Source organism: Kocuria dechangensis, from assembly GCF_014636775.1.
GTDB lineage: Bacteria > Actinomycetota > Actinomycetes > Actinomycetales > Micrococcaceae > Kocuria > Kocuria dechangensis.
The window spans coordinates 1-20,341 of record NZ_BMEQ01000004.1 but is presented as its reverse complement, the minus strand read 5'-3'; the positions used below and the strand labels follow the sequence as shown (position 1 = coordinate 20,341).

Sequence of the window (20,341 nt, the reverse complement as noted above, 5' to 3'; positions counted from 1 at the left end):
TCCCCGCCCGCGACGACCGGAGGAGACGTGGCGTTCACCGAACCGCTCAGGAACTGCGGGGACTTCGGCCCCGGCGACTACGAGTGGCTCCACCTGCTCGTGGGCGACTGGCAGCTGATCTCGGACCTCGGCTTCGGCGACCTCGTCCTGAGCTTCCCGGTCGACTACATCCCGGCCGCCCGCAGCGGCAACGGGCGGGGGATGCCCGCGCCCGGCAGCGGTTTCCGCGTCCTCGCGCACGTGCGCCCGGCGACCGGGCCCACGGTCTTCCACGAGGACATGGTGGGGGAGCTGCTGCCCGCCGAGCTGTCCGACCCCCTGCGCGCCGCCTGGGTGAGCCAGCGGATCGAGCAGGTCCGCCCGGCCCGCGGGGACGCCCAGGACGCCGGGACCGTCAAGGCGGTCCCGCTGGTGCGCAACGGCAAGACCCTCGCCCTCCTCACCGTGCACACCCGCCAGCGCCCCGGGCAGCAGGCCTCCCGGCAGGAGGCCGTCTACCGGGAGAGCGCCGACCAGCTGCTGCGGATGGCCAACGAGGGGCTGTGGCCCGACTTCTCCGCGCCCACGGGCTCGCGCCGCGGCGCCCCGCGGGTGGGTGACGGCGCGATCCGGCTCGACGCCGAGGACCGCGTCGTCCACGTCTCGCCCAACGCCGACTCCGCGCTGCGCCGGCTGGGGATCGACGGGGACCTGCTGGGGGTGCGGCTGATGGACGTGGTCCCGCCCGCGCTGGGCGTCTCGGCCGCGCTCGACGAGACGCTGGCGCCCGTGCTCAGCGGGCGGATGCCCTGGCGCACCGAGGTGGAGGGCTCCCGCGTGTCCGTGAACTTCCGCTCGGTCCCGCTGCGGGACCGCAGCGGTCGCCTCGGCGCGGTGCTCCTGTGCCGTGACGTCACCGAGCTGCGCCGCCGCGACATGGAGCTGGTCACCAAGGACGCCACCGTGCGGGAGATCCACCACCGGGTGAAGAACAACCTGCAGACGGTCTCGGCGCTGCTGCGCCTGCAGGCGCGCCGGATGAGCTCGGACGAGGCCCGCCAGGGGCTCGAGCAGGCGATGCGCCGCGTGGCCACCATCGCGATGGTGCACGAGACCCTGTCCCAGGGCTACTCCCAGAACGTCGACTTCGACGAGCTCATCGAGCGGCAGTTCCGGCTCGCCGCCGAGGTCGCGTCCCCGGAGCAGACGGTCCGCACCCGGATGATCGGGGAGTTCGGGGAGCTGCCGAGCCGGATCGCCACCCCGCTGGCCCTCGTCATCAACGAGCTCGTCACCAACGCCGTGGAGCACGGCCTGGCGAACCGGACGGGGACCGTGACCCTCGAGGCCAGCCGGGTGCCCGGTGAGGACGGGACGGGCCAGGTCCTGGAGGTCGTGGTGAGCGACGACGGCGTGGGCATGGGCGACGCGGTCATCGAGGAGTCCGGGGCCGGCGCGTACCGGCCGGCGGGCGCCGGGGAGGGGCTGGGCGTGCAGATCGTGCGCACCCTGGTGGCCAGCGAGCTCGGGGGCTCGATCCGCTGGGCGCCCCGGGAGGGCGGGGGCACCGAGGTGACGGTGCACGCGGCCCTCGACGAGTAGGCGCACGGGCGGGGACGAGGAAGGACCGGGACCCCTGGGGGTCCCGGTCCTTCCGGCGCCGAGGTGCTCGGGCCGGGGTGCTCAGGAGGCACGGCGGGCGCGGGCGGCGCGGCGCTTGAGGGCGCGGCGCTCGTCCTCGCTCATCCCGCCCCAGACGCCCGCGTCCTGGCCGGACTCGAGGGCCCACTGGAGGCAGGTGTCCATGACCGGACAGCTCCGGCACACGGCCTTGGCCTCCTCGATCTGGAGCAGAGCAGGTCCGGTGTTGCCCACGGGGAAGAACAGCTCGGGATCCTTCTCCAGGCATGCTGCGCGACTACGCCAATCCATGGTCGACGATCGCTCCTTTCGAGGACGGGTCCCGGCGATGCAGGGCAGGACGAGCCTGCTGCGAACGCGTCCGGGACAAGAGAAAAGGCCCATTTGTCACGGGCCTTGTGAAGAACTGACGTCAACTCTCCCACGTGAACACGGCGTAAACAAGGGTAATGAGACGCCCTTCACAGGTGTTCGGGTGAGTCGTTGCTCACAGCCCCCGGAGTGTCCGGTGCGTCCCCGGGAACCGCTCGACGGCCCCGGCCGGGCGCCGTCCGCGGGGACCGGCCGGTGGCGCGCGGGAGCGCCACTACAGTGTCAGGGGGCCGGCCGCGGCCCCGCCCGTCCGGAAGGAGACCCCGCCATGACTCCAGCCCCCACCCCCGACCGCGGGCCCCGGCCCCGCGAGGTCGCGGTCCTGGCGGGACTCGTCCTGCTCGAGGCGCTCGGCCTGGCCGTGGCGGCGCTGCGGCTGCTGTGGACCCTGCTGTTCGAGGAGCCCCTCACGGTGGGCGGGACCGTGTTCCTGACCCTGGTCGCGGCGGCCGGGGCCCTGTGGCTGCTGCGCGTGGGCCGCGGGCTGTGGCGGGGGTTCCGCTGGCCCCGCGCCGCGGCGCTCGTCGTGCAGCTGTTCCTGCTGGTGGTCTCCTTCCCCCTGCTGCAGGCGGGGGAGTGGGCGGGCCTGGGCCCGGCCGTTCCGGCGCTCGTGGTGCTCGTGCTGCTCTTCCGGCCGGCCGTCCTCGACTGGACCACCCGCACCCTCCGCTGAGCGGCGGCCGCGCCCCGCCGCCCCGCCGATGACCGGCGTGCCGGGCGGCCGCGCGGCTAGAGTTGGAGCGCCCGCGCCCGGCCGCGTCGTCGTGCCCGTCCCCCGCCGCGCGCGCAGCCCCGAAGCGAACCCTCGAACAGGTGGTCCCGTGAGAACACGCCGCATCGTCATCGTCAGCCGCATCTTCGTCCCCGAGCCCGCCGCGGCGTCGTTCCGGCTCCGCGCCCTCGCCCGCGGCCTCGCCGAGCGCGGGGCGGAGGTCACGGTGCTCACCACGCGGCCCCCGGCGTCGGCCACGATCGAGCCCGAGCCCTACGCGGTGCGCCGCTGGCCGGTGCTGCGGGACAGCTCCGAGTACGTGCGCGGGATCGTGCAGTACCTCAGCTTCGACGTCCCGCTGTTCTTCCGCCTGCTGGCCACCCGCGCCGACCTGGTGATCAGCGAGCCGCCGCCCACCACGGGCATGGCCGTGCTCGCCTCGTCGCTGCTGCGCCGCCGCCCCTACCTCTGGTACGCCCCCGACGTGTGGACCTCCGCCGCCGGGAAGATGGAGATCTCCGCCCTGCTCAAGCGGGGCATGCGGCTCATGGAGACCCTCGCCGCCCGCCGCGCCGCCGGGGTGCTGACCGTCTCCGAGCCCATGGGGCGGGAGCTGCAGTCGGTCACCGGCGTCGAGTGGGAGAAGGTGTTCGTCGCCGAGAACGGCATCGACACCGACGTCTTCCGGCCGGAGGGGCCGACGGCGGACCCCGGCGCGCCGTACTTCGTCTACGCCGGCTCGATGTCCGAGTGGCAGGGCGCGGACGTGTTCGTGCGGGCCATGCCCCGCGTGCTCGCCGCCCACCCGGACGCCCGGCTGCACTTCTTCGGCCGCGGCTCCGACACCCGGCGGGTGGAGGAGCTGGCCCGGCGCCTGGCCCCCGGCAGCGTCGTCTTCGAGGGCCTGCGCCCCGCCGCCGACACCGCCGAGTGGACCCGGGGCGCGGTCGCCGCGCTGGCCTCCATCGTCCCGGGCATCGGCTACGACTTCTCCCGCCCCACCAAGATCTACGCGGCGGCCGCCTGCGGGACGCCCGTGCTCTTCGCCGGCGTGGGCACGGCCGCCGAGCTGGTCCGGGACAACGGGCTCGGGGAGGCCGTCGACCACGACGCCGGCGCCGTCGCCGAGACCATGATCGCCCTCCTGGACCGGCGCCTGGACCCCGCGCTCGCCGAGCAGAACGCCGCTCTGCGCCGCCGCCGCGCCGCGTGGGCGGCGGAGAACGCCTCCCTGGCGGCCTCCGGGCGGCTGGCCGCGGACTGGGTGCTCAGGGGCTTCCCGGACTGATCAGGTACTTTGGGTACGCAGCGCATGCCCGGTGCGCCCGTGCCGTCCCCCGCGGCTCCCCGACCACCGGGACGTCCCTCGACACCAAGCACAGGAGTTTGCCCGTGAACGCAGATCTCGTCGTCGTCGGGTCAGGCCTCTTCGGCCTGACCGTGGCAGAGCGGGCCGCCAACGAACTGGGCCTCACCGTCGCCCTGATCGACCGCCGGCCCCACATCGGCGGCAACGCCTACTCGGAGAACGAGGAGCGGACCGGGATCGAGGTGCACCGCTACGGCGCGCACCTGTTCCACACCTCCAACGAGCGGGTCTGGGACTACGTCAACCGCTTCACGGGCTTCACGGACTACGTCCACCGGGTCTACACCCGCCACCAGGGCGAGGTGTTCCCCATGCCGATCAACCTCGGCACCATCAACCAGTTCTTCCGGGCGGCGTACTCGCCCGGCGAGGCCCGGGCGCTGATCCAGGAGCAGGCCGGGGAGCTGGCCGGGACGGACCCGCAGAACCTCAACGACAAGGGCATCCAGCTCATCGGCCGCCCCCTCTACGAGGCGTTCATCAAGCACTACACCGGCAAGCAGTGGCAGACCGACCCCAAGGACCTGCCGGCGTCGATCATCTCGCGCCTGCCCGTGCGCTACACCTACGACAACCGGTACTTCAACGACAAGTACGAGGGCCTGCCCGTGGACGGGTACACCGCCTGGCTCGAGCGCATGGCCGACCACCCGAGGATCGACGTCCGGCTGGACACCGACTTCTTCGACGAGGGCCACGACTACTCCCGCTCCGCGGTCCTCGGCCAGGTGCCCGTCGTCTACACCGGCCCGGTGGACCGGTACTTCGACTACGCCGAGGGCGACCTGTCGTGGCGCACGATCGACCTCGAGGAGGAGGTGCTGCCCATCGAGGACTTCCAGGGCACCTCCGTGATGAACTACCCGGACGCCGACGTCCCGTTCACCCGCATCCACGAGTTCCGCCACTTCCACCCGGAGCGCGACTACACGAAGGACGCCACGGTGATCATGCGGGAATACTCCCGCTTCGCCGAGAAGGGCGACGAGCCCTACTACCCGGTCAACACCTCCGTGGACCGGGAGAAGCTGCTGAAGTACCGCGACCTCGCCCGCGGCGAGGACAAGGTGCTCTTCGGCGGGCGCCTGGGCACCTACAAGTACCTCGACATGCACATGGCGATCGGCGCCGCGCTGTCCATGGTCGACAACCGGATCGCGCCCCACTTCACCGGCGGGGCCACCATCGAGAGCGGGGGAGTGGACGCATGAGCCAGCATTCCGTGACCGGGGCGAACCCCGTGGTCGCCGGGCAGGAGGCCGAGCAGTACCTGGCCAGGATCTCCACCGCGCCGGAGGAGCGGGGCGAGGACCTGCGCGAGGTCGCGCGCGTCGTGTTCCCCGCCAACCGGGACCTCGACTCCCTGCCGCTCTACGTGGACGGGCCCATCAACCTCTCCGGCCCCTCCTCGGCGGGCTCGGAGGCCATGGGCCACCCCGACGACATCCTCTCCCGGCGCTCCGTGCGGATCCGCCCGGGCCGCCGCGTCTCCTTCGGCTCCTACTTCAACGCCTTCCCCGCCAGCTACTGGCGCCGGTGGACGGTGGCGGAGAAGGTGGTGCTGCGCGTGCGCACCGCCGGCAGCGGCTCGCTGCTCGTCTACCGCTCCAACGCGCGCGGCGTGTCGCAGCGGGTCGAGGACCGCCGGGTCGAGGGCGGGCAGAGCAGCGAGTTCGAGCTCACCCTGGCCCCCTTCGGCGACGGCGGCTGGTACTGGTTCGACCTCATCGCCGACGAGAGCGGCATGGAGCTGGTCGAGGCGGCGTGGCTGGTGCCCACCGCCGGCCGCGCCACCGGCCGCGTCACGCTGGGCATCACGACCTTCAACCGGCCGGACTACTGCGTCAACACGATCAGGACCATCGCCGCCGCCGAGGGGCTCGACGAGGTCCTCGACGAGCTGATCATCGTGGACCAGGGCAACAAGCTGGTCTCCGACGAGCCCGACTTCCCCGAGGCCCAGGCCGCCATGGGCGGGCGCCTGCGGATGATCCGGCAGGGCAACCTGGGCGGCTCCGGCGGCTTCGCCCGCAACATGTACGAGGTGGTCGAGGGACGCCCCGGCGCCGACGGGACCGAGAAGTCCGACTACGTCCTGATCCTCGACGACGACATCCTCCTCGAGACGGAGGGGGTGCTGCGCGCGGTGGCCTTCGCGGACATGTGCCGCACCCCGTCCATCGTGGGCGGGCACATGTTCGACATGTACAACAAGCCCCTCCTCAACGCCTACGCAGAGGTCGTCAACCCCTACCGGTTCGCGTGGGGGCCGATCGAGGACCTCGGCGGCGTGGACTTCGCCGAGCGGGGCCTGCGCTCGCGCCCCAAGCTGCACCGGCGCTGGGACGCCGACTACAACGGCTGGTGGATGTGCCTCATCCCGCGGGTCGTGCTCGAGGACGTCGGGCTGTCCCTGCCGGTGTTCATCAAGTGGGACGACTCCGAGTACTCCCTGCGCGCCCGGGAGGCCGGCTACCCCACGATCTCCCTGCCCGGGGCGGCCGTGTGGCACGTCTCCTGGGCCGACAAGGACGACGCCGTCGACTGGCAGGCGTACTTCCACGAGCGCAACCGGCTCATCGCCGCCCTGCTGCACTCCCCCTACGCCAAGGGCGGGCGCATGCTGCGGGAGTCGCTGACCACCGACACGAAGCACGTGGTGTCGATGCAGTACTACGCCGCCCGGGCGGTGCTGCTCGCGATCCAGGACGTGATGGCCGGGCCCGACAGGCTGCACGAGGTGCTCCCGACCCGGATGCCCGAGATCCGGGCCATGAAGGACGAGTACACCGACGCCCGCATCGTCAAGGACCCCGCCGCGTTCCCGCCGGTGCGCCGCAGCAAGCCGCCGAAGTCCCAGTCCGGTCCCCGGAAGCCGTCCAAGGCGGCGCTGGTCCCCTGGGCCGTGCGCACGGTCCTGAAGCAGACGGTCAAGCCCGTCCGCGAGCTCTCCCGGGAGCACCCCGAGGCGAGCGTGGCGCACATGGACAGCGCCTGGTACGCCCTGGCCTCCCTCGACTCGGCCGTCGTCTCCAACGCGGACGGCACCGGGGCGTCCTGGTACCAGCGCGACCCGCAGCAGGTGCGGGCGCTGGTGGCGGAGAGCATCCGGCTGCACACCGAGCTGTTCGGCCGCTGGGAGGCTCTCGCCCAGCAGTACCGGGAGGCCCTGCCGCGGATCACGTCCCCGGAGGCGTGGGCGCGGACCTTCGCCGCCAACTCCCCGGCGCCCCGCGACTGAGCGCAGGACCACCGTGCCCTCGGGTGCCGTCCGGGACGCCCCGGACGGCACCCGCCCCCGTTCACCCTCGAAAGGACAGGCGAGCTCGCATGAGCGCAAGCGCCCCCCAGCTCACCGCCCCGGGCCAGGACCGCGGCCTCCGGGAGGTCTTCAGCAACCCCTTCCTGCTGAAGCTGCTGGTCGACAAGGAGATCCAGATCCGGTACCGGGGCACCGTCCTGGGCCTGCTGTGGTCCTACATCAAGCCGGGGGTGCAGTTCCTCGTCTTCTACGTCGCGATGGGCGTCTTCCTGGGCCTGCAGCGCGGGGTCGAGAACTTCGCGGTGTACCTCTTCGCGGGGATCATCGTGATCAACCTCTTCACCGAGGCGTTCAGCAACGCGGCCCGGTCGGTGGTCGCCAACGGCGGGCTGCTGAAGAAGATCTACCTGCCGCGGGAGCTGTTCCCCGTCGCCTCCCTGTGGGTGGCCTTCGTGCACTTCGCCCCGCAGGTGCTGGTGCTGCTCGTCGCCTGCGTGGCGACGGGGTGGCGGCCGGGCTTCCTGCAGGTCCTCGCCGCGCTCGCCGGCGTCGTCGTCGTCTCCGTGTTCGCGCTGGGGCTGGGCCTGCTCTTCGCCACGTTCAACGTCTTCTTCCGGGACGCGGAGAACATCGTGGACCTCATCAACATGGTGGCCACGTGGGCGTCCCCGGTGCTCTACATGTGGACCATGGTCCGGGACAGCCTCTGGGGCTGGGTCTACTACGTCTACATGCTCAACCCGCTGACCGTGTCGGTCGAGCTGTTCCACTTCGCCTTCTGGGAGCCCACCACGGAGACCATGGCCTGGTCCGTGCCCCCGCACCTGCTCTCCCTGTGGACCCCCGTGGCCCTCGTCGTGTCCTTCGTGACCCTCTTCCTCGGCGACCGTCTGTTCCGCCGGTTCGAGGGCAACTTCGCCCAGGAGCTGTGATGTCCGCGATCCCGTTCAAGAAGCCCGGCGTGGTCCGTTCCGAGGACACGGTCGCGATCCGCGTCGAGCACGTGACCAAGGAGTTCGTCCTCCGCCACACCCGGTCCATGAAGGAGGCCTTCGTCTGGCTCCTCAAGGGGCGCAAGGGGGAGCTGTCCGTCACCTTCAAGGCGCTCGACGACGTCACCTTCGACGTGCACGACGGCGAGACCGTGGCGCTGCTCGGCTTCAACGGCTCCGGCAAGTCCACCACCCTGAAGATGATCTCCGGGGTGATGCACCCCGACAGCGGCTCCGTGGCGACCCGCCGCCGGGTCGCGGGCCTGATCGAGGTCGGCGCCGGGTTCCACCCCGACCTCACCGGCCGCGACAACGTCTACCTCAACGGCGCGATCCTGGGCATGACGCGCGCGGAGATCGACGAGAAGTTCGACGAGATCGTCGCCTTCTCGGAGATCGGGGAGTTCATCGACACCGAGGTGAAGTTCTACTCCTCCGGCATGTACCTGCGGCTGGCGTTCTCCGTGGCGATCCACACCGACCCCGAGGTCTTCCTCGTGGACGAGATCCTCTCCGTGGGCGACGAGCCGTTCCAGAAGAAGTGCATCCGCCGGATCAAGGACCTGGTCCGGCGCGGCAAGACCCTCGTGGTCGTCAGCCACGACCTGGACCTCATCATGGACATCTGCGAGCGCGGCATCGTCATGGACCACGGCAGCAAGGTCTTCGACGGGTCGTCCGTCGCCGCCGTGGCGATGCTGCGCAACCGGCCGCCGGAGGACGTCCAGCGCGAGCAGAACGAGCGGGTGGAGCGCCGGCTCGCCGACAAGCGCCGCGAGCGGCGCGAGCAGGCCGAGGCCGCCGCCGCCCGGGGGGAGACCTGGGTGCCGGAGTACGACCCCGAGCTGGACGACCCCGCCGAGCTGGACGACCCCACGAAGGTCCGGCGCTCCCTGGGCAACTGAGCCCCCGCCGGGGCCCGGTCAGAGCCCCGGGCAGCCGGTGATCCGGTAGAGGGCGGCGTCGGGGCCCTCGGCGTCGACCAGCTCGAACCCGCGCTCCGGGATCAGGGTGTCGTAGCCGCGGGTGTCGAAGTAGGCGTACGGGTTCACCCGGGCGTCCCCGAAGTCCAGCACCCACCGCACGTCGTGCGCGGCGAGGGCCTCGCAGACCCCGGGCTGGGTGGTCATGTCGTCCAGGTGCCGCACGAGCAGCCGCGCGCCGTCGTCGTCGGGCAGCAGCCCGGGGTGGGGGATCAGGACGTCCGTGCCCCCGATGCCGTACGCCAGGCCCGTGCCGGTCAGCGGGTTCCCGAAGACGACGTCGCCCTCCGGGACCTCCTGGTCGAGCCGCTCGAGCAGCGCGAGCTCCTGGGGGGTCAGCAAGCTCCCGTAGCCGCTCCAGCCGTAGTGCTGGTCGCCGAGCCGCACCACGTGGGTCATCGCCGCCCCCTGCAGCACCACGAAGCCCAGGAGCACGGCGAGCAGGCCGGCGCCCGCCTGCACCGCGGGGGAGGCCGCCAGGCGCTGGGCGGTCCCGCCGCCCCGGCGCTCGGCGAGCCCGCGCAGGCCCGCCGCGGCCCGGGCGGCCACGGCCGCGGCGCCCGCCGTGGCCACCGGCACCGCCAGGACGGGCACGAGGGCCGCCAGCCGCTGCGCGTCGTTGTACCAGACGCCCGTCCAGTCGTAGCGCAGGTCGAGGTCCCGCTGGGCGGCGGCCGTGAGGTACAGCCACACGAGGACCGCCCACCCGCCGACCACCCAGCGCGAGCGCGTGCGGGCCAGCACGGCCAGGCCGATCAGCACCAGCACCACCAGGCCCCACGTCAGCTCCGGGTTGCGGGGGTTCACGCCGGCGAGGGCCTCGCCGAGGGCCTGCGGCGCGGTGACGTGCGGCTCCCAGGTGGATGCCTGCCGGCTGGCGCGGGCCGACTCCCAGACCCGGTCCAGGACGAGGCCGTAGGCCACCAGGCCGGCCGCGCCCAGGGCGGTGGTCCACCACGCCGCGCCCGGCCGGCGGGCCCGGCGGGACCAGGCCACCACCAGCATCAGGAGCAGCAGCAGCAGGCACACGAGCACGCTCGAGGGGTGGGCCAGGCCCATGGCACCGACGACGGCGAGGATCGTCGTCCAGCGGGCGGCCGGCCCGAGGCCGCTGTCCCGCACGGCCAGGCCGGTGGCCTCCGCGAGCAGGCCCAGCAGCAGCGGGATCATGACCATCGACATGAGGTTCGGGAAGAGCACGCCGTAGAAGGTCAGCAGGTACGGGAAGGCGGGGAAGCAGGTCAGGACCAGCCCGGCGGCCACGACCGTGACGGGCCGGTCGCCCAGCACGCGGGTGACCAGGAAGATGCTGCCCAGCGTCCAGACCCCGGCGGCCAGCACGAACGTGGTCGCGTTGACGACCGGCAGGACCGGCAGGCCGGTGGTCTGCACGAGCAGGGCCACGGCGTCGTGCCACGCCCCGGGGTAGAAGGTCGGGTCGGTGGCGCCGAGACCGCCGAGGGTGAGGGACGACGCCCGGCCCGTGTCCACGATGTAGCGCACGGCGTTGAGGTGGAAGTTGTTGTCGTAGGTCTGCGAGACCGCGTCCGGGGTCACCAGGATCAGCGTCAGCCGGTGCGCCACCAGCCCGGCGCCGAGCACCGCGGCGCACCAGAGGGCGGCCGTCGTGGCGCGCGCCGACCGGCCGGGGGCCGCCATCGGCCCGTCCGCCGGGACGCCGTCCCCGCGACCGCCCGCGCCGTCGTCCTCGCCGGCGAGCGCGGCGCCACGGGCGCGCAGCCGGGGCAGCCGCAGCAGCAGGAACAGCACGCCCGAGACCAGCAGCACGGCCGCCCCGACGGTCAGGGCGCTCCAGGGCACCCCGGCGAAGCCGAACAGCACCGCCGAGGCGGCGAGGGCGGCGACGGTCAGGGGCACGGCGGCGGCCGCGCGCAGCAGCCCGCGCAGGCCGATCGCCTGCGTCAGCAGGAGGCCGGGGAGGATCAGGAGGACCGCGACGAGGAGGTAGGACGGCAGAGCTTCGATCCACGTCAAGGGACGGTTCTCCTGAGCACGAGGGGAGTGGGGCGGGGGCACGCCGGCGGCCGGCGGGACCGCCTCAGCTTACCCAACGGGCCCGGCGCGGCGCGGGACCGCCCCGATCCTGTGCGAGAATGGCCGGGTGAGTCGTGTCTGGATCGTCATGCCCGTGTACAACGAGGCGGCCGTCGTGGGGGACGTGCTGAAGCACCTGCGGAGGACCTTCCCGCACGTGGTGTGCATCGACGACGGCTCCTCCGACGACTCCGCCCGGATCTGCGCGGAGGCCGGCGCCGTCGTCGTCCGGCACCCCATCAACCTCGGCCAGGGCGCGGCCCTGCAGACCGGGTTCGAGTACGCCCTGCAGGACCCCGAGATGGACTGCGTGGTGACCTTCGACTCCGACGGCCAGCACCGCGTCGTCGACGCCTGGGACATGGTGCAGCGGATCCGCTCGGGGGAGGCGCAGGTCGTCCTCGGCTCCCGCTTCCTGGACCGGCGCACCCAGGTCTCCGCGCTCAAGCGGATCGTGCTGCGCACGGCGGCGTTCTTCTCCAAGCTGTCCACCGGCATGGACCTCTCCGACGCCCACAACGGGCTGCGCGCCGTCGACCGCGGCACGCTCGGCCGGATCCGGCTGACCCAGAACCGCATGGCCCACGCCTCCGAGATCGTGAACCAGCTCGCGGACATCCAGCCGCGCTGGGTGGAGCACCCCGTGGAGATCATCTACACCGACTACTCGAAGTCCAAGGGGCAGTCGCTGCTCAACGGCGTGAACATCCTCGCCGAACTGCTGGTGAAGTGAGGGAGTGCCACCGATGATCTACGTCGTCCAGATCCTGCTCGTGCTGGCCGTGGGCTACGGCGCGGTCGCGCTCATCCGCGGCGGGGCCAACGCCAAGCACCAGGCCATCCGCCGGGTCGTGGGGCTCGCCTTCTTCGTCTTCGCGGCCCTGTCCATCTTCTTCCCGGAGATGCTCTCGACCGTCGCGCACTTCTTCGGCATCGGCCGCGGCACGGACCTCGTGCTGTACGGGTTCGTGGTGATCTTCATGATCTCGCTCGCCAACTCCGCCCACCGGAACCGCCAGCAGGAGGCCAACGTGACCCGGCTGGCCCGGCACATGGCGATCGCCGAGGCCGAGCGCCCCTGGGCGGGGGCCGCCCCGGCCGCCGCGCCGTCGGAGCACCGCTTCGAGGCCGTCTCGCCGGCCGCCCGCCCGCTGGACTGACCCGCCCCGGACCGCCGCCGGGAACCGGCGCCGCGCCGCGGCGCCCACCTGTCCCCGGGACCGTCCGTAGACTGGCCCGGGGCCGGACCGCGCGCCCCGGGGAGAGCCGTCCGCGCCCGGCGCCGGCGGCGCTGCCCGAGACCGACCACCCCGGAGCAGAACATGACGACGGCCACCCGCCGCGGCAGGGCGCGCCGCCGCGTGCCGGCACGCGCGCGGCCCCTGGTGCTCCTGGTCCTCGCCCTGGCCCTCCTCCTCGCGGCCGCGGCACTGCTGCTCGCCCTGCGCGCGCCGCACGCCCCGGCGGACCCGGTGGCGCTCCACGACGGCGACCTGGGGGTGACCCTGCGCTGGACCGACGCGTCCCTCAACGAGCGGGCGTTCGAGATCAGGTCCCGGGCCGAGGACGGCCCGTGGACGGACTGGCGGTCCGTGCCGTCCCGGTCGGCCGTCACCACCGGGCGGGCGTACGAGGACACGCACGCCGTGCCGCGCCGCGGCACCACCTACTGCTACGAGGTGCGGGCCGCCGGTCCCGGGGGCGCCGCCGGGGTGGACGCCGGCTGCGCGGTGCCGACCGTGCGCAACCAGCGCCAGGCCGTGCCCGCGTACTTCTACCCCGACCCGGGCACGGGGCTGTGGCCGGCCATGTGCTCGGCCATGAACCCCGAGGGCGGGGGCTCCGTCGCGGTCCTCAACCCGGACAGCGGTCCGGGCGACACGGCGGACCCCGGCTACGCCCAGGCGATCACCGGGTGCCACGACCGGGGGCACAGGGTGCTCGGCTACGTCTCCACCGACTACGGCCGCCGGCCCCTCGACCGGGTCCTCGAGGACGTCGACCGGTACGACGAGCTCTACGACGTCGACGGCGTGTTCGTGGACGAGATGGGCAACGACGCCGAGGACCCGGGGACGGGCAGCGACGTCCGCAGCTACTACCGGGACGTCTACGACCACGTCAAGGAGCGGAGCGAGGGGAGCGCGCTCGTGATGGGCAACCCCGGCGTCCCGGCGGCGCGGGCCTGGCAGCTCAGCGACCCCGTGGCGGACGTCCTCGTGGTCTTCGAGGGGCCCGCCGACGTCTACGAGGAGTGGACCCCGCCGGAGTGGGTGCGCGGGCAGCCCCCGGAGAAGTTCGCCCACCTGGTGCACGCCACCCCCGCCGACCGGCGCCTGGGCGTGTGCGAGCTGTCGACCCTGCGCAACGCGGGCTACCTCTACGTCACCGACGACGTGCTCCCCAACCCGTGGGACAGCCTGCCGCCGTACTGGGACCGGCAGGCGCTCGCCTGCGGCTGACCCGGCCCCGGTGTCTCCGCCCGCGGTGGTCCCTGCAGTGGTGTTCGCTTCTGTGACGTCCGGTGTCGGCGGGGGGAGTGCAGGGCCCGGCCCCGCGCTCCTAGACTGCGGAGCACCGGGGCAGCACCGCCCCGCGCGCCCAGGTCGTGGGAGGACCGGATGACCGCTGCCCATGCCGAGCGCAGGAGCAGGACCCGGATAGTCGCGCTGCTCACGGCCTGCCTCCTGGTGGCCGTCGGCGTCGGCGTGTCCGCGGGCGCCGCGCAGGGCGACCAGCGCCAGCTCGTGCCCGCCTACTTCGCCCCGGACGCCGAGGGGGAGCTGTGGCCGGCCACGTGCCGGGACATGCGCGCCGCGGACGGCGGGTCGATCGCCGTCCTCAACCCGGCCGACGGACCCGGCGCCCAGGCGGACAGCCGGTACGCGGACGTGGTCGCGGACTGCCACGACCGGGGCCAGAAGGTCCTCGGCTACGTCTCCACCCGCTACGGGGCTCGGCCGCTCGCGGAGGTCACCGCCGACATCGACCGGTACTACGCCGACTACGCCGTCGACGGCGTCTTCGTGGACGAGATGGCCGAGAGCCCCCAGGACCCGGCCACCGGCCGGGACCTGCGGGCCTACTACCAGCAGGTCTACGCGCACGTCGGGCAGCGCACCGCCGGGACGGAGCTGGTCGTGGGCAACCCGGGCGTCGCCGCCGGCACGGACTGGCAGCTCGACACCCCCGTGGCCGACGTTCTCGTGGTGTTCGAGGGTTCCGCGGCCGCCTACGAGGCGTGGACGCCGCCGAGGTGGATCGCCGCGCACCCGCCGGAGCGCTTCGCCCACCTCGTGCACACGACGCCGGAGGACGCCCTGGCCCGCGTGTGCGAGCTGGCCGGGGAGCGCAGCGCCGGCCACCTCTACGTGACCGACGACTCCGGCGCGAACCCCTGGGACTCCCTGCCGTCGTACTGGGACCGGGTGGCTCCCTCCTGCGGGTGACCGCAGACCCTCCTGCTCGTTGCGTCTGCATAGTGTGACGCCGGGGGCGTTCGCCGCCGCGACCATCGCCCCTTGTCGGCGAGCCCTGTCCACAGGCCGGCACCCCTGGTCTGCCGACACCCGCCCCGTCTGGCCTATGTTCCTGTCCATGCGCTCCGGGGGGAGCGCGACCGGCGCGGGGGCGCCGGGACCGCACAGGGGGTCTCATGACGGCAGTGCTCTCCGAGGACGCCCTCGGCCTCGTCGAGGCAGAGGTGCGCGAGCTCATCCGGCGCCGCGGGCTGGACCCGGTGCTCCAGGTCGAGGAGACCCGCGTGCTCGTCGACGCCGCCGTCCGCGACTACGACCAGCGCTCGGCCCGCGGCGTGCTGCCCGCGCTCGCGGACCTCGACGCCGCCCGCCGCGCCGTCCTGGACCTCGTGGCCGGCTTCGGGCCCCTCCAGCCGCTGCTCGACGACCCGGAGATCGAGGAGATCTGGATCAACGGCCCCGCGGAGGTGTACGTGGCCCGGGGCGGGGAGTCGGAGCTCACGAGCCTGGTGCTCACGGAGGCGCAGATCCGCAACCTGGTGGAGCGCATGCTCAAGAGCTCGGGCCGCCGTCTCGACCTCAGCTCCCCCTTCGTGGACGCCGCGCTGCCGGACGGCTCGCGGCTGCACGTGGTGATCCCGGACGTGACCCGCACCCACTGGGCGGTGAACATCCGGAAGTTCGTGGCACGGGCGCGCCGGCTGGACGACCTCGTGGAGCTGGGCTCGCTCACCCACCAGGCGGCGCGCTTCCTCGACGCCGCCGTGGCCAGCGGCCTGAACATCCTCGTCTCCGGGGCGACCCAGGCGGGCAACCCCGCATAATCCGAAGCAACCGGCATTCAGACGTGCTGGTGAAGGGTTCAGGGGGGGCGCCTGGACTGTCAGCGTTAGGGCGTCCCGCCCCAGGCATAGGCTGGGGGTACCCGGTCGAGAGGATGCTAGTGAGCAAGAAAAGCCGGACGCTGACCGAACGGTTGGTGTCCTACCAGGTTTGGGTTTGGTCGACGCTGCTTGCCTTTATTGGTGCAGCGGTGATGTTTGTTTCCAACCTGCCGTGGTTGGACGGACATGAAGCATGGCGAACGACGTTTAATCAACTGGGGGCAATTTTTGTGACAACGGGCGGCTTGGGCGTCCTGTGGGACATTAGAGCTAAGCGTGCGTTCATGGACGAGGTGATCCAAAAGGCGCGACTTTCGTCCGAGGTGGACTCCACCGGTCTTGATCGAGCCACCATGGATTGGATGGACGTTCCCTGGTCCAATTTGTTCTCGCGCGCCAAACGTATTGAGGTTTTCATCGCCTACGGTCGAAGCTGGCGAACGCGCCATTGGGAAACACTCAAAGAATTTGCTACGCATGACAATCACACGTTGTGGATGTATTTTCCGGACCCGGAGGATGAACCGACGATGCATGTCCTGGCACAGCGGTACGACTATAGCGTTGAAAAAATGAAGTCGCATGTGCGGGATGCTGCCCAAGCATTCTCACGACTCGGTAATGGCAGCGTCGCTGATGTTCGGGTGTACTACCGGGCGGGCGATCCCACATTCACTTGCTACAGATTCGATGACACATACCTGATCACGCTTTACTCCCATGGACGGGAACACGGGCGTGTTCCCACGATGTTGTTCGATGGGAAGGGCAGCTTTGGGGAGTTCTTTAAGCGGGACCTAGAAGCAATTAGGGAGCAAAGCACTCCGGTATCTTTGGAGGAGCTTGCTCAGAAAGAGGCAGGAAATTGATAGAAGCACCCGAATTGCAGATCGTTGAGGGTGACATCACGCCTGTTTTTGAGAACGCCGCGCGAGACAGCGGTGTAATTGCGTGGGACATAGAAACCAGTGGATTAGATTGGTCTCGTGATCGCATTGGGACTTGTCAAATACATGTTCCCGGATTGGGGACTCAAATAATTCAAGTCACGGACTCAATCCCCGAACGCCTGAGGGAATTGCTGTCGTCCGAGGCTACCGTAAAAGTATTTCACCATGCACCCTTTGATCTTAGGTTCATGAGTCACCACTGGGGTGTGAGTCCTCAAGCGGTTGGGTGCACTAAGATACTTTCAAAAATTGTTAGTCCGGGCAAGGAGCCTAAAGAGTATAGCTTGAAGCCAACTCTTCAACGTTACCTGCATGTGGATTTAGATAAATCGCAGCAGACCTCCGATTGGTTGGCGTCATCTTTGAATAAGGAGCAGATCAACTACGCTGCCCAGGATGTTGAGTACCTAGTGCCCTTGTTTGCTCGCCTTATGGGTATAGCTCGCTCTCGAGGGCTGGCCGATATGGCTGAGAGGACCTTCGCATACCTACCGACAAGGATTGAAACGGACCTCAGAGGGTGCGGTGACGTGTTCGCGTACTAGGGCGCGCGGGGCGTGGCGGGCGCAGCCCGCGACGCCCTTGACTTGAACTAGCAACGTAACTCGTGGGGGTTTGGCGGGGCTGGGAGGTGCCCACGCTGCCCCGTAGGCAAGGGACGCAGCGCCCGCAGCCCGCCCCGCGGGCGAGGACGAACGGTCCTGCGGCAGTCTTCCAGGTGACCCTGGGCAACCTCCCAGCCCCAGCGGGACGGGGAGGTGCCGTGGGGCACCGGAGACCGTGGTATCACTTAAGCAATGTCGCGCAGGGGAACAGCCAGTCCCGAACCCTGACAGAAAAAATACTAAGAAGGTGGCCTCTTTCGGGTGAGGTCGAGCGTGCCGGTAGGCCAGCATCCACAAGTCGCTCAAAGGCATAGAAGAAGAGGCCCATCCGGAGCGAGACCGGGTGCTGAGGTCTGTCTTCTGTAGCTACATCTCACGATCCACGGACTTCAGCGGTTCCTAGTCGGTTTCCGCCCCCGGAGTCCCTGTGTCTGTTGAATCCTCCCGCCCCTCGTCCGTTCTCGCCCCTCCTCGCGCTGGCTGGTTGCTGTCCCTCTACCCCGATGCGGGGGAGGGTGGCGGCTGCTTCGTCGGCTCCCACCAGCCCGACCGCTCCTACGTCGCCCCCGGCACGGGCCGTGATCCGGAACGTGCCGCCAAGGAAGCTGCCCGTCGTGCTCGGGGCAAGCTCCGCCGATACTGCGCTGCGAATCGCCTCAACCGTCTGGGCACACTGACTTACGGTGACCCGCGCTGTTCTGACCCACGGGAACTGCGCCAGCACGTCGGGCTGTTTTTCCGGGAGCTGCGCGTGGCGCTCGGTGGGCGTCCGCTGCCGTATATCTGGGTGCCGGAGCTGCACAAGGACGGGGTGCACTTCCACGTGCACTTCGCCGTGGGCCAGTTCGTTCCCCAGCGACTCATCAAGACCACGTGGGGGCGTGGCTTCGTCGGGATCAAGCGTCTGGGCGGTGGGCCGATCGGCTCCGGGTCGCTGGGTGAGGCCCGGATCGCGGCACGGTACCTGTCCAAGTACGTGGGCAAGACCTTCGACGATCCCACGGTGCGGGTGCCGGGGATGCACCGCTACGAGGTCGCCCAGGGATACCAGCCGAGGAAGCTGCAGCTCTACGGCACCACATCTGAGTCAGTCATCGAGCTTGCTTCGAAGGAGTTTGGTGTCGCGCCGGCGGTGCGCTGGAACTCCGAGGAAGTCGAACTGTGGGTCGGTCCGCCGGCCATCTGGGCGCAGTGGGACGGCCAGCCGTGAGCGGGGTCGATCCGGCGGTGCTGGCCGCGTGGGTGCGTGCGTCCTGTGAGGCCCAGGGTGTCCCGGAGAAGGTGACCGATCCGGTGGCGCTGCGCCGCATTGGCGACCTGCTAGGGACGGAGGCGGGGAGGTAGCGCGCGCACGGCGCCTTGGCGCCGAGCACGCAACCGCCCCGCCCCGGCCCCTACAGCCGCCACTCGGGCACGACGCGATTCGGGTCCAGCCCGTGCCGCCCCGGCGTGGTGGCGGGCAGGATCGTGACCTTGTGCAGCACGGCCTTGATGATCGCCACCTGCTGGGACAGGTTCAGCGTGTGCCACTTGGCCCGCAGCTCCTGACCCTGACCGATGTACTCGGCAGCGTCGGCCGGGTGGGTGAGCCGTGAGAACGCTCGCCGGTTGGTTTCCAAGCGGGCCTCCACGCGGCTCTGCATGGTTTTCATCTGGGCGCGGGTGATCTCCCCGTCGGCCCACATCTCCGCCAGCTCGTTGAGCTTCGCGGCATCAGCCTCGATGGCTTCTTCCAGGGCACGCGCTTCCTCCGGTGCGGTGGTGTCCTCCGTGAGGGTCCGGTGCAACTCCGGGGAGTCCAGCCGGTACAGCACAGCCTCGGCGATGAACTCCTCCAGCCGCTCGGCATAGATGAAGATGCCGCCGCAGCCGCGGGAGTCAGGGCCTTTGAGGCAGCCGTATCGGCGGTACTGGCCGCGTGGGTGGGAGTGCATCCGGTTGCCGCACTTGCCGCACTCCAGCATCCCGCTCAGCGGGTAGCGGCGGGCGCTGCGGTTGGTGCGCCGGGCCGGATCGAGCAGCTTCCGGCGCAGCCGCTCGCCCTCGTCCTCGGTAATGATCGGCTCCCAAACCGCCTTGCCGATCACCTGCCCTTGGTGCACCCGCATGCCCCACATGCGCGGGTTCGTCAACACCGTCCGCACGGTATTGGTCCGCCACTCCTTGCCCTGGGTCGTCGTGACGCCCTTGTCCTGCAGCCAGGTCACCAGAGAGATCAAGGTCTCCCCGGCCAGAGCCCGGCGGGTCAGTTGGCGGATCACCGGAGCTTCTGCCGGATGGTGAGTCACCCGGTCATCAAGGAAACCAAAGGGGCGCGGGCCGCCCATCGTAGGGCGTCCGGACTGCGCAATCTCCAAGGACTTACGAGAGATACGGCGGCTCTTGGCGTTGGACTCGTTCGCTGCCACCGCCGCCAGCAACCGGGCCATGAGCAGACCGTCACCGTTGACCAGGTCCACGTCACCCGAGGGGGTCACCACGTCGCGCAATTCGGCGTGGCCGCAGATCTCTGCGAAGCGCTCCAGTTCAATCGGGCGGCGGTGCAACCGGTCCATGTGCCACACGATCACCCCGTCCCGGCGGCCTTCCGCGATGTCCCGAAGCATGCGCTCGTACTCCGGGCGCTTCTTGCCCGAGTAGGCGCTGATGTCGTCGTCCACGTACTCCTGCGCCACGGTCCAACCGCGACGCTCGGCCTCGGCCCGGCAGTCCTGGAGCTGGCGCTTCACCCCCAGCTCTTCGCCGGTCCGGTCCTGGGAGATGCGGGCGTAAATCGCCACCGCGCTGCGCGTCTTCGTCATAGGGGTAGGTTAGCGCCAGGTCGGTAAGACCACGCTGCTCAACTGCCTGTGCGCGTCCATCGGGGCGCGGGAGCGGGTGGTGACGGTGGAGGAGATCTTCGAGCTGCAGGTGCCGCTGCGCGACGTGGTGGGCATGCAGTGCCGCCAGCCGAACCTGGAGGGGACGGGGGAGATCCCGCTGCGCCGGCTGGTCAAGGAGGCCCTGCGGATGCGCCCGGACCGGCTGGTGGTCGGGGAGGTGCGCGAGGCGGAGAGCC

At 70.8% G+C, this 20,341-nt stretch carries 17 protein-coding genes and 2 pseudogenes; 16 read left to right on the top strand and 3 right to left on the bottom strand.

From position 1 onward, the window contains the following. The first annotated feature begins 27 nt into the window (after positions 1-27). Positions 28-1,581: a sensor histidine kinase gene (locus tag IEW07_RS05160; RefSeq protein ID WP_188534963.1), complete on the top strand. Its 1,554-nt coding sequence runs from the start codon at positions 28-30 to the stop codon at positions 1,579-1,581. A gap of 81 nt (positions 1,582-1,662) precedes the next feature. On the opposite strand, the gene IEW07_RS05155 is transcribed toward IEW07_RS05160, so the two are convergent. Then, positions 1,663-1,911: a WhiB family transcriptional regulator gene (locus IEW07_RS05155; RefSeq protein ID WP_017833636.1), complete on the bottom strand. Its 249-nt coding sequence runs from the start codon at positions 1,909-1,911 to the stop codon at positions 1,663-1,665. 349 nt (positions 1,912-2,260) lie between these two features. Between IEW07_RS05155 and IEW07_RS05150 the strand changes: the two genes are divergently transcribed. The 6 genes from IEW07_RS05150 to IEW07_RS05125 all read left to right on the top strand — a co-directional run bounded on the left by IEW07_RS05150 (position 2,261) and on the right by IEW07_RS05125 (position 9,232). Continuing rightward, a complete protein-coding gene (locus tag IEW07_RS05150; RefSeq protein WP_188534961.1) occupies positions 2,261-2,665 on the top strand; it encodes a hypothetical protein in 405 nt (134 codons plus the stop codon). Positions 2,666-2,813: 148 nt separating this feature from the next. Beyond that, positions 2,814-3,992, top strand: coding sequence for a glycosyltransferase family 4 protein (locus IEW07_RS05145; protein WP_188534960.1), 1,179 nt, complete (start codon positions 2,814-2,816; stop codon positions 3,990-3,992). A 104-nt stretch (positions 3,993-4,096) separates the two neighbouring features. Beyond that, complete coding sequence (gene glf / locus IEW07_RS05140) at positions 4,097-5,284, top strand: UDP-galactopyranose mutase (RefSeq protein WP_188534958.1); 1,188 nt, start codon at positions 4,097-4,099, stop codon at positions 5,282-5,284. Continuing rightward, the gene (locus IEW07_RS05135; protein WP_188534956.1) at positions 5,281-7,314 is read left to right on the top strand and encodes a glycosyltransferase; all 2,034 of its coding nucleotides are present in this window, start codon (positions 5,281-5,283) and stop codon (positions 7,312-7,314) included. Before glf ends, IEW07_RS05135 begins: the two co-directional genes overlap by 4 nt. Before the next feature lie 89 nt (positions 7,315-7,403). Then, positions 7,404-8,267, top strand: a complete 864-nt coding sequence (locus IEW07_RS05130) for an ABC transporter permease (RefSeq protein ID WP_188534954.1) — start codon at positions 7,404-7,406, stop codon at positions 8,265-8,267. Continuing rightward, positions 8,267-9,232, top strand: coding sequence for an ABC transporter ATP-binding protein (locus IEW07_RS05125; RefSeq protein ID WP_188534952.1), 966 nt, complete (start codon positions 8,267-8,269; stop codon positions 9,230-9,232). Before IEW07_RS05130 ends, IEW07_RS05125 begins: the two co-directional genes overlap by 1 nt. Before the next feature lie 18 nt (positions 9,233-9,250). Here the strand turns inward: IEW07_RS05125 and IEW07_RS05120 are convergent, their stop codons facing one another. After that, on the bottom strand, positions 9,251-11,305 hold the full coding sequence (locus IEW07_RS05120; RefSeq protein WP_188534950.1) for a DUF6541 family protein: 2,055 nt from the start codon (positions 11,303-11,305) through the stop codon (positions 9,251-9,253). A 127-nt stretch (positions 11,306-11,432) separates the two neighbouring features. On the opposite strand from IEW07_RS05120, the gene IEW07_RS05115 reads away from it, so the two are divergent. The 8 genes and pseudogenes from IEW07_RS05115 (at position 11,433) to IEW07_RS05080 (ending at position 18,493) form a co-directional block, all read left to right on the top strand. Beyond that, positions 11,433-12,098, top strand: coding sequence for a glycosyltransferase family 2 protein (locus IEW07_RS05115; RefSeq protein WP_229741586.1), 666 nt, complete (start codon positions 11,433-11,435; stop codon positions 12,096-12,098). Positions 12,099-12,111: 13 nt separating this feature from the next. Further along, positions 12,112-12,525 carry a DUF2304 domain-containing protein gene (locus IEW07_RS05110; protein ID WP_188534948.1) on the top strand — a complete coding sequence of 138 codons (414 nt, stop codon included), beginning with the start codon at positions 12,112-12,114 and terminating at the stop codon, positions 12,523-12,525. Between the two features lie 162 nt (positions 12,526-12,687). Further along, positions 12,688-13,827: a spherulation-specific family 4 protein gene (locus IEW07_RS05105; protein ID WP_188534946.1), complete on the top strand. Its 1,140-nt coding sequence runs from the start codon at positions 12,688-12,690 to the stop codon at positions 13,825-13,827. A gap of 159 nt (positions 13,828-13,986) precedes the next feature. Continuing rightward, on the top strand, positions 13,987-14,814 hold the full coding sequence (locus tag IEW07_RS05100; RefSeq protein WP_188534944.1) for a spherulation-specific family 4 protein: 828 nt from the start codon (positions 13,987-13,989) through the stop codon (positions 14,812-14,814). Positions 14,815-15,020: 206 nt separating this feature from the next. Next, positions 15,021-15,656: pseudogene (locus IEW07_RS05095) on the top strand (ATPase, T2SS/T4P/T4SS family); the annotation flags it as partial. A gap of 131 nt (positions 15,657-15,787) precedes the next feature. After that, entirely contained in the window at positions 15,788-16,597 is an 810-nt protein-coding gene (locus tag IEW07_RS05090) for a hypothetical protein (RefSeq protein ID WP_188534942.1), read from the top strand. Further along, positions 16,594-17,223 (top strand): ribonuclease D, encoded by a 630-nt coding sequence (locus IEW07_RS21735; RefSeq protein WP_371870210.1) that lies wholly within the window; start codon positions 16,594-16,596, stop codon positions 17,221-17,223. Before IEW07_RS05090 ends, IEW07_RS21735 begins: the two co-directional genes overlap by 4 nt. A gap of 544 nt (positions 17,224-17,767) precedes the next feature. Then, positions 17,768-18,493 carry a rolling circle replication-associated protein gene (locus IEW07_RS05080; protein WP_229741585.1) on the top strand — a complete coding sequence of 242 codons (726 nt, stop codon included), beginning with the start codon at positions 17,768-17,770 and terminating at the stop codon, positions 18,491-18,493. Between the two features lie 184 nt (positions 18,494-18,677). On the opposite strand, the gene IEW07_RS05075 is transcribed toward IEW07_RS05080, so the two are convergent. Further along, complete coding sequence (locus IEW07_RS05075) at positions 18,678-20,084, bottom strand: recombinase family protein (protein WP_188534937.1); 1,407 nt, start codon at positions 20,082-20,084, stop codon at positions 18,678-18,680. Positions 20,085-20,100: 16 nt separating this feature from the next. Here IEW07_RS05075 and IEW07_RS05070 point away from each other — a divergent pair. After that, positions 20,101-20,341: pseudogene (locus IEW07_RS05070) on the top strand (ATPase, T2SS/T4P/T4SS family); the annotation flags it as partial.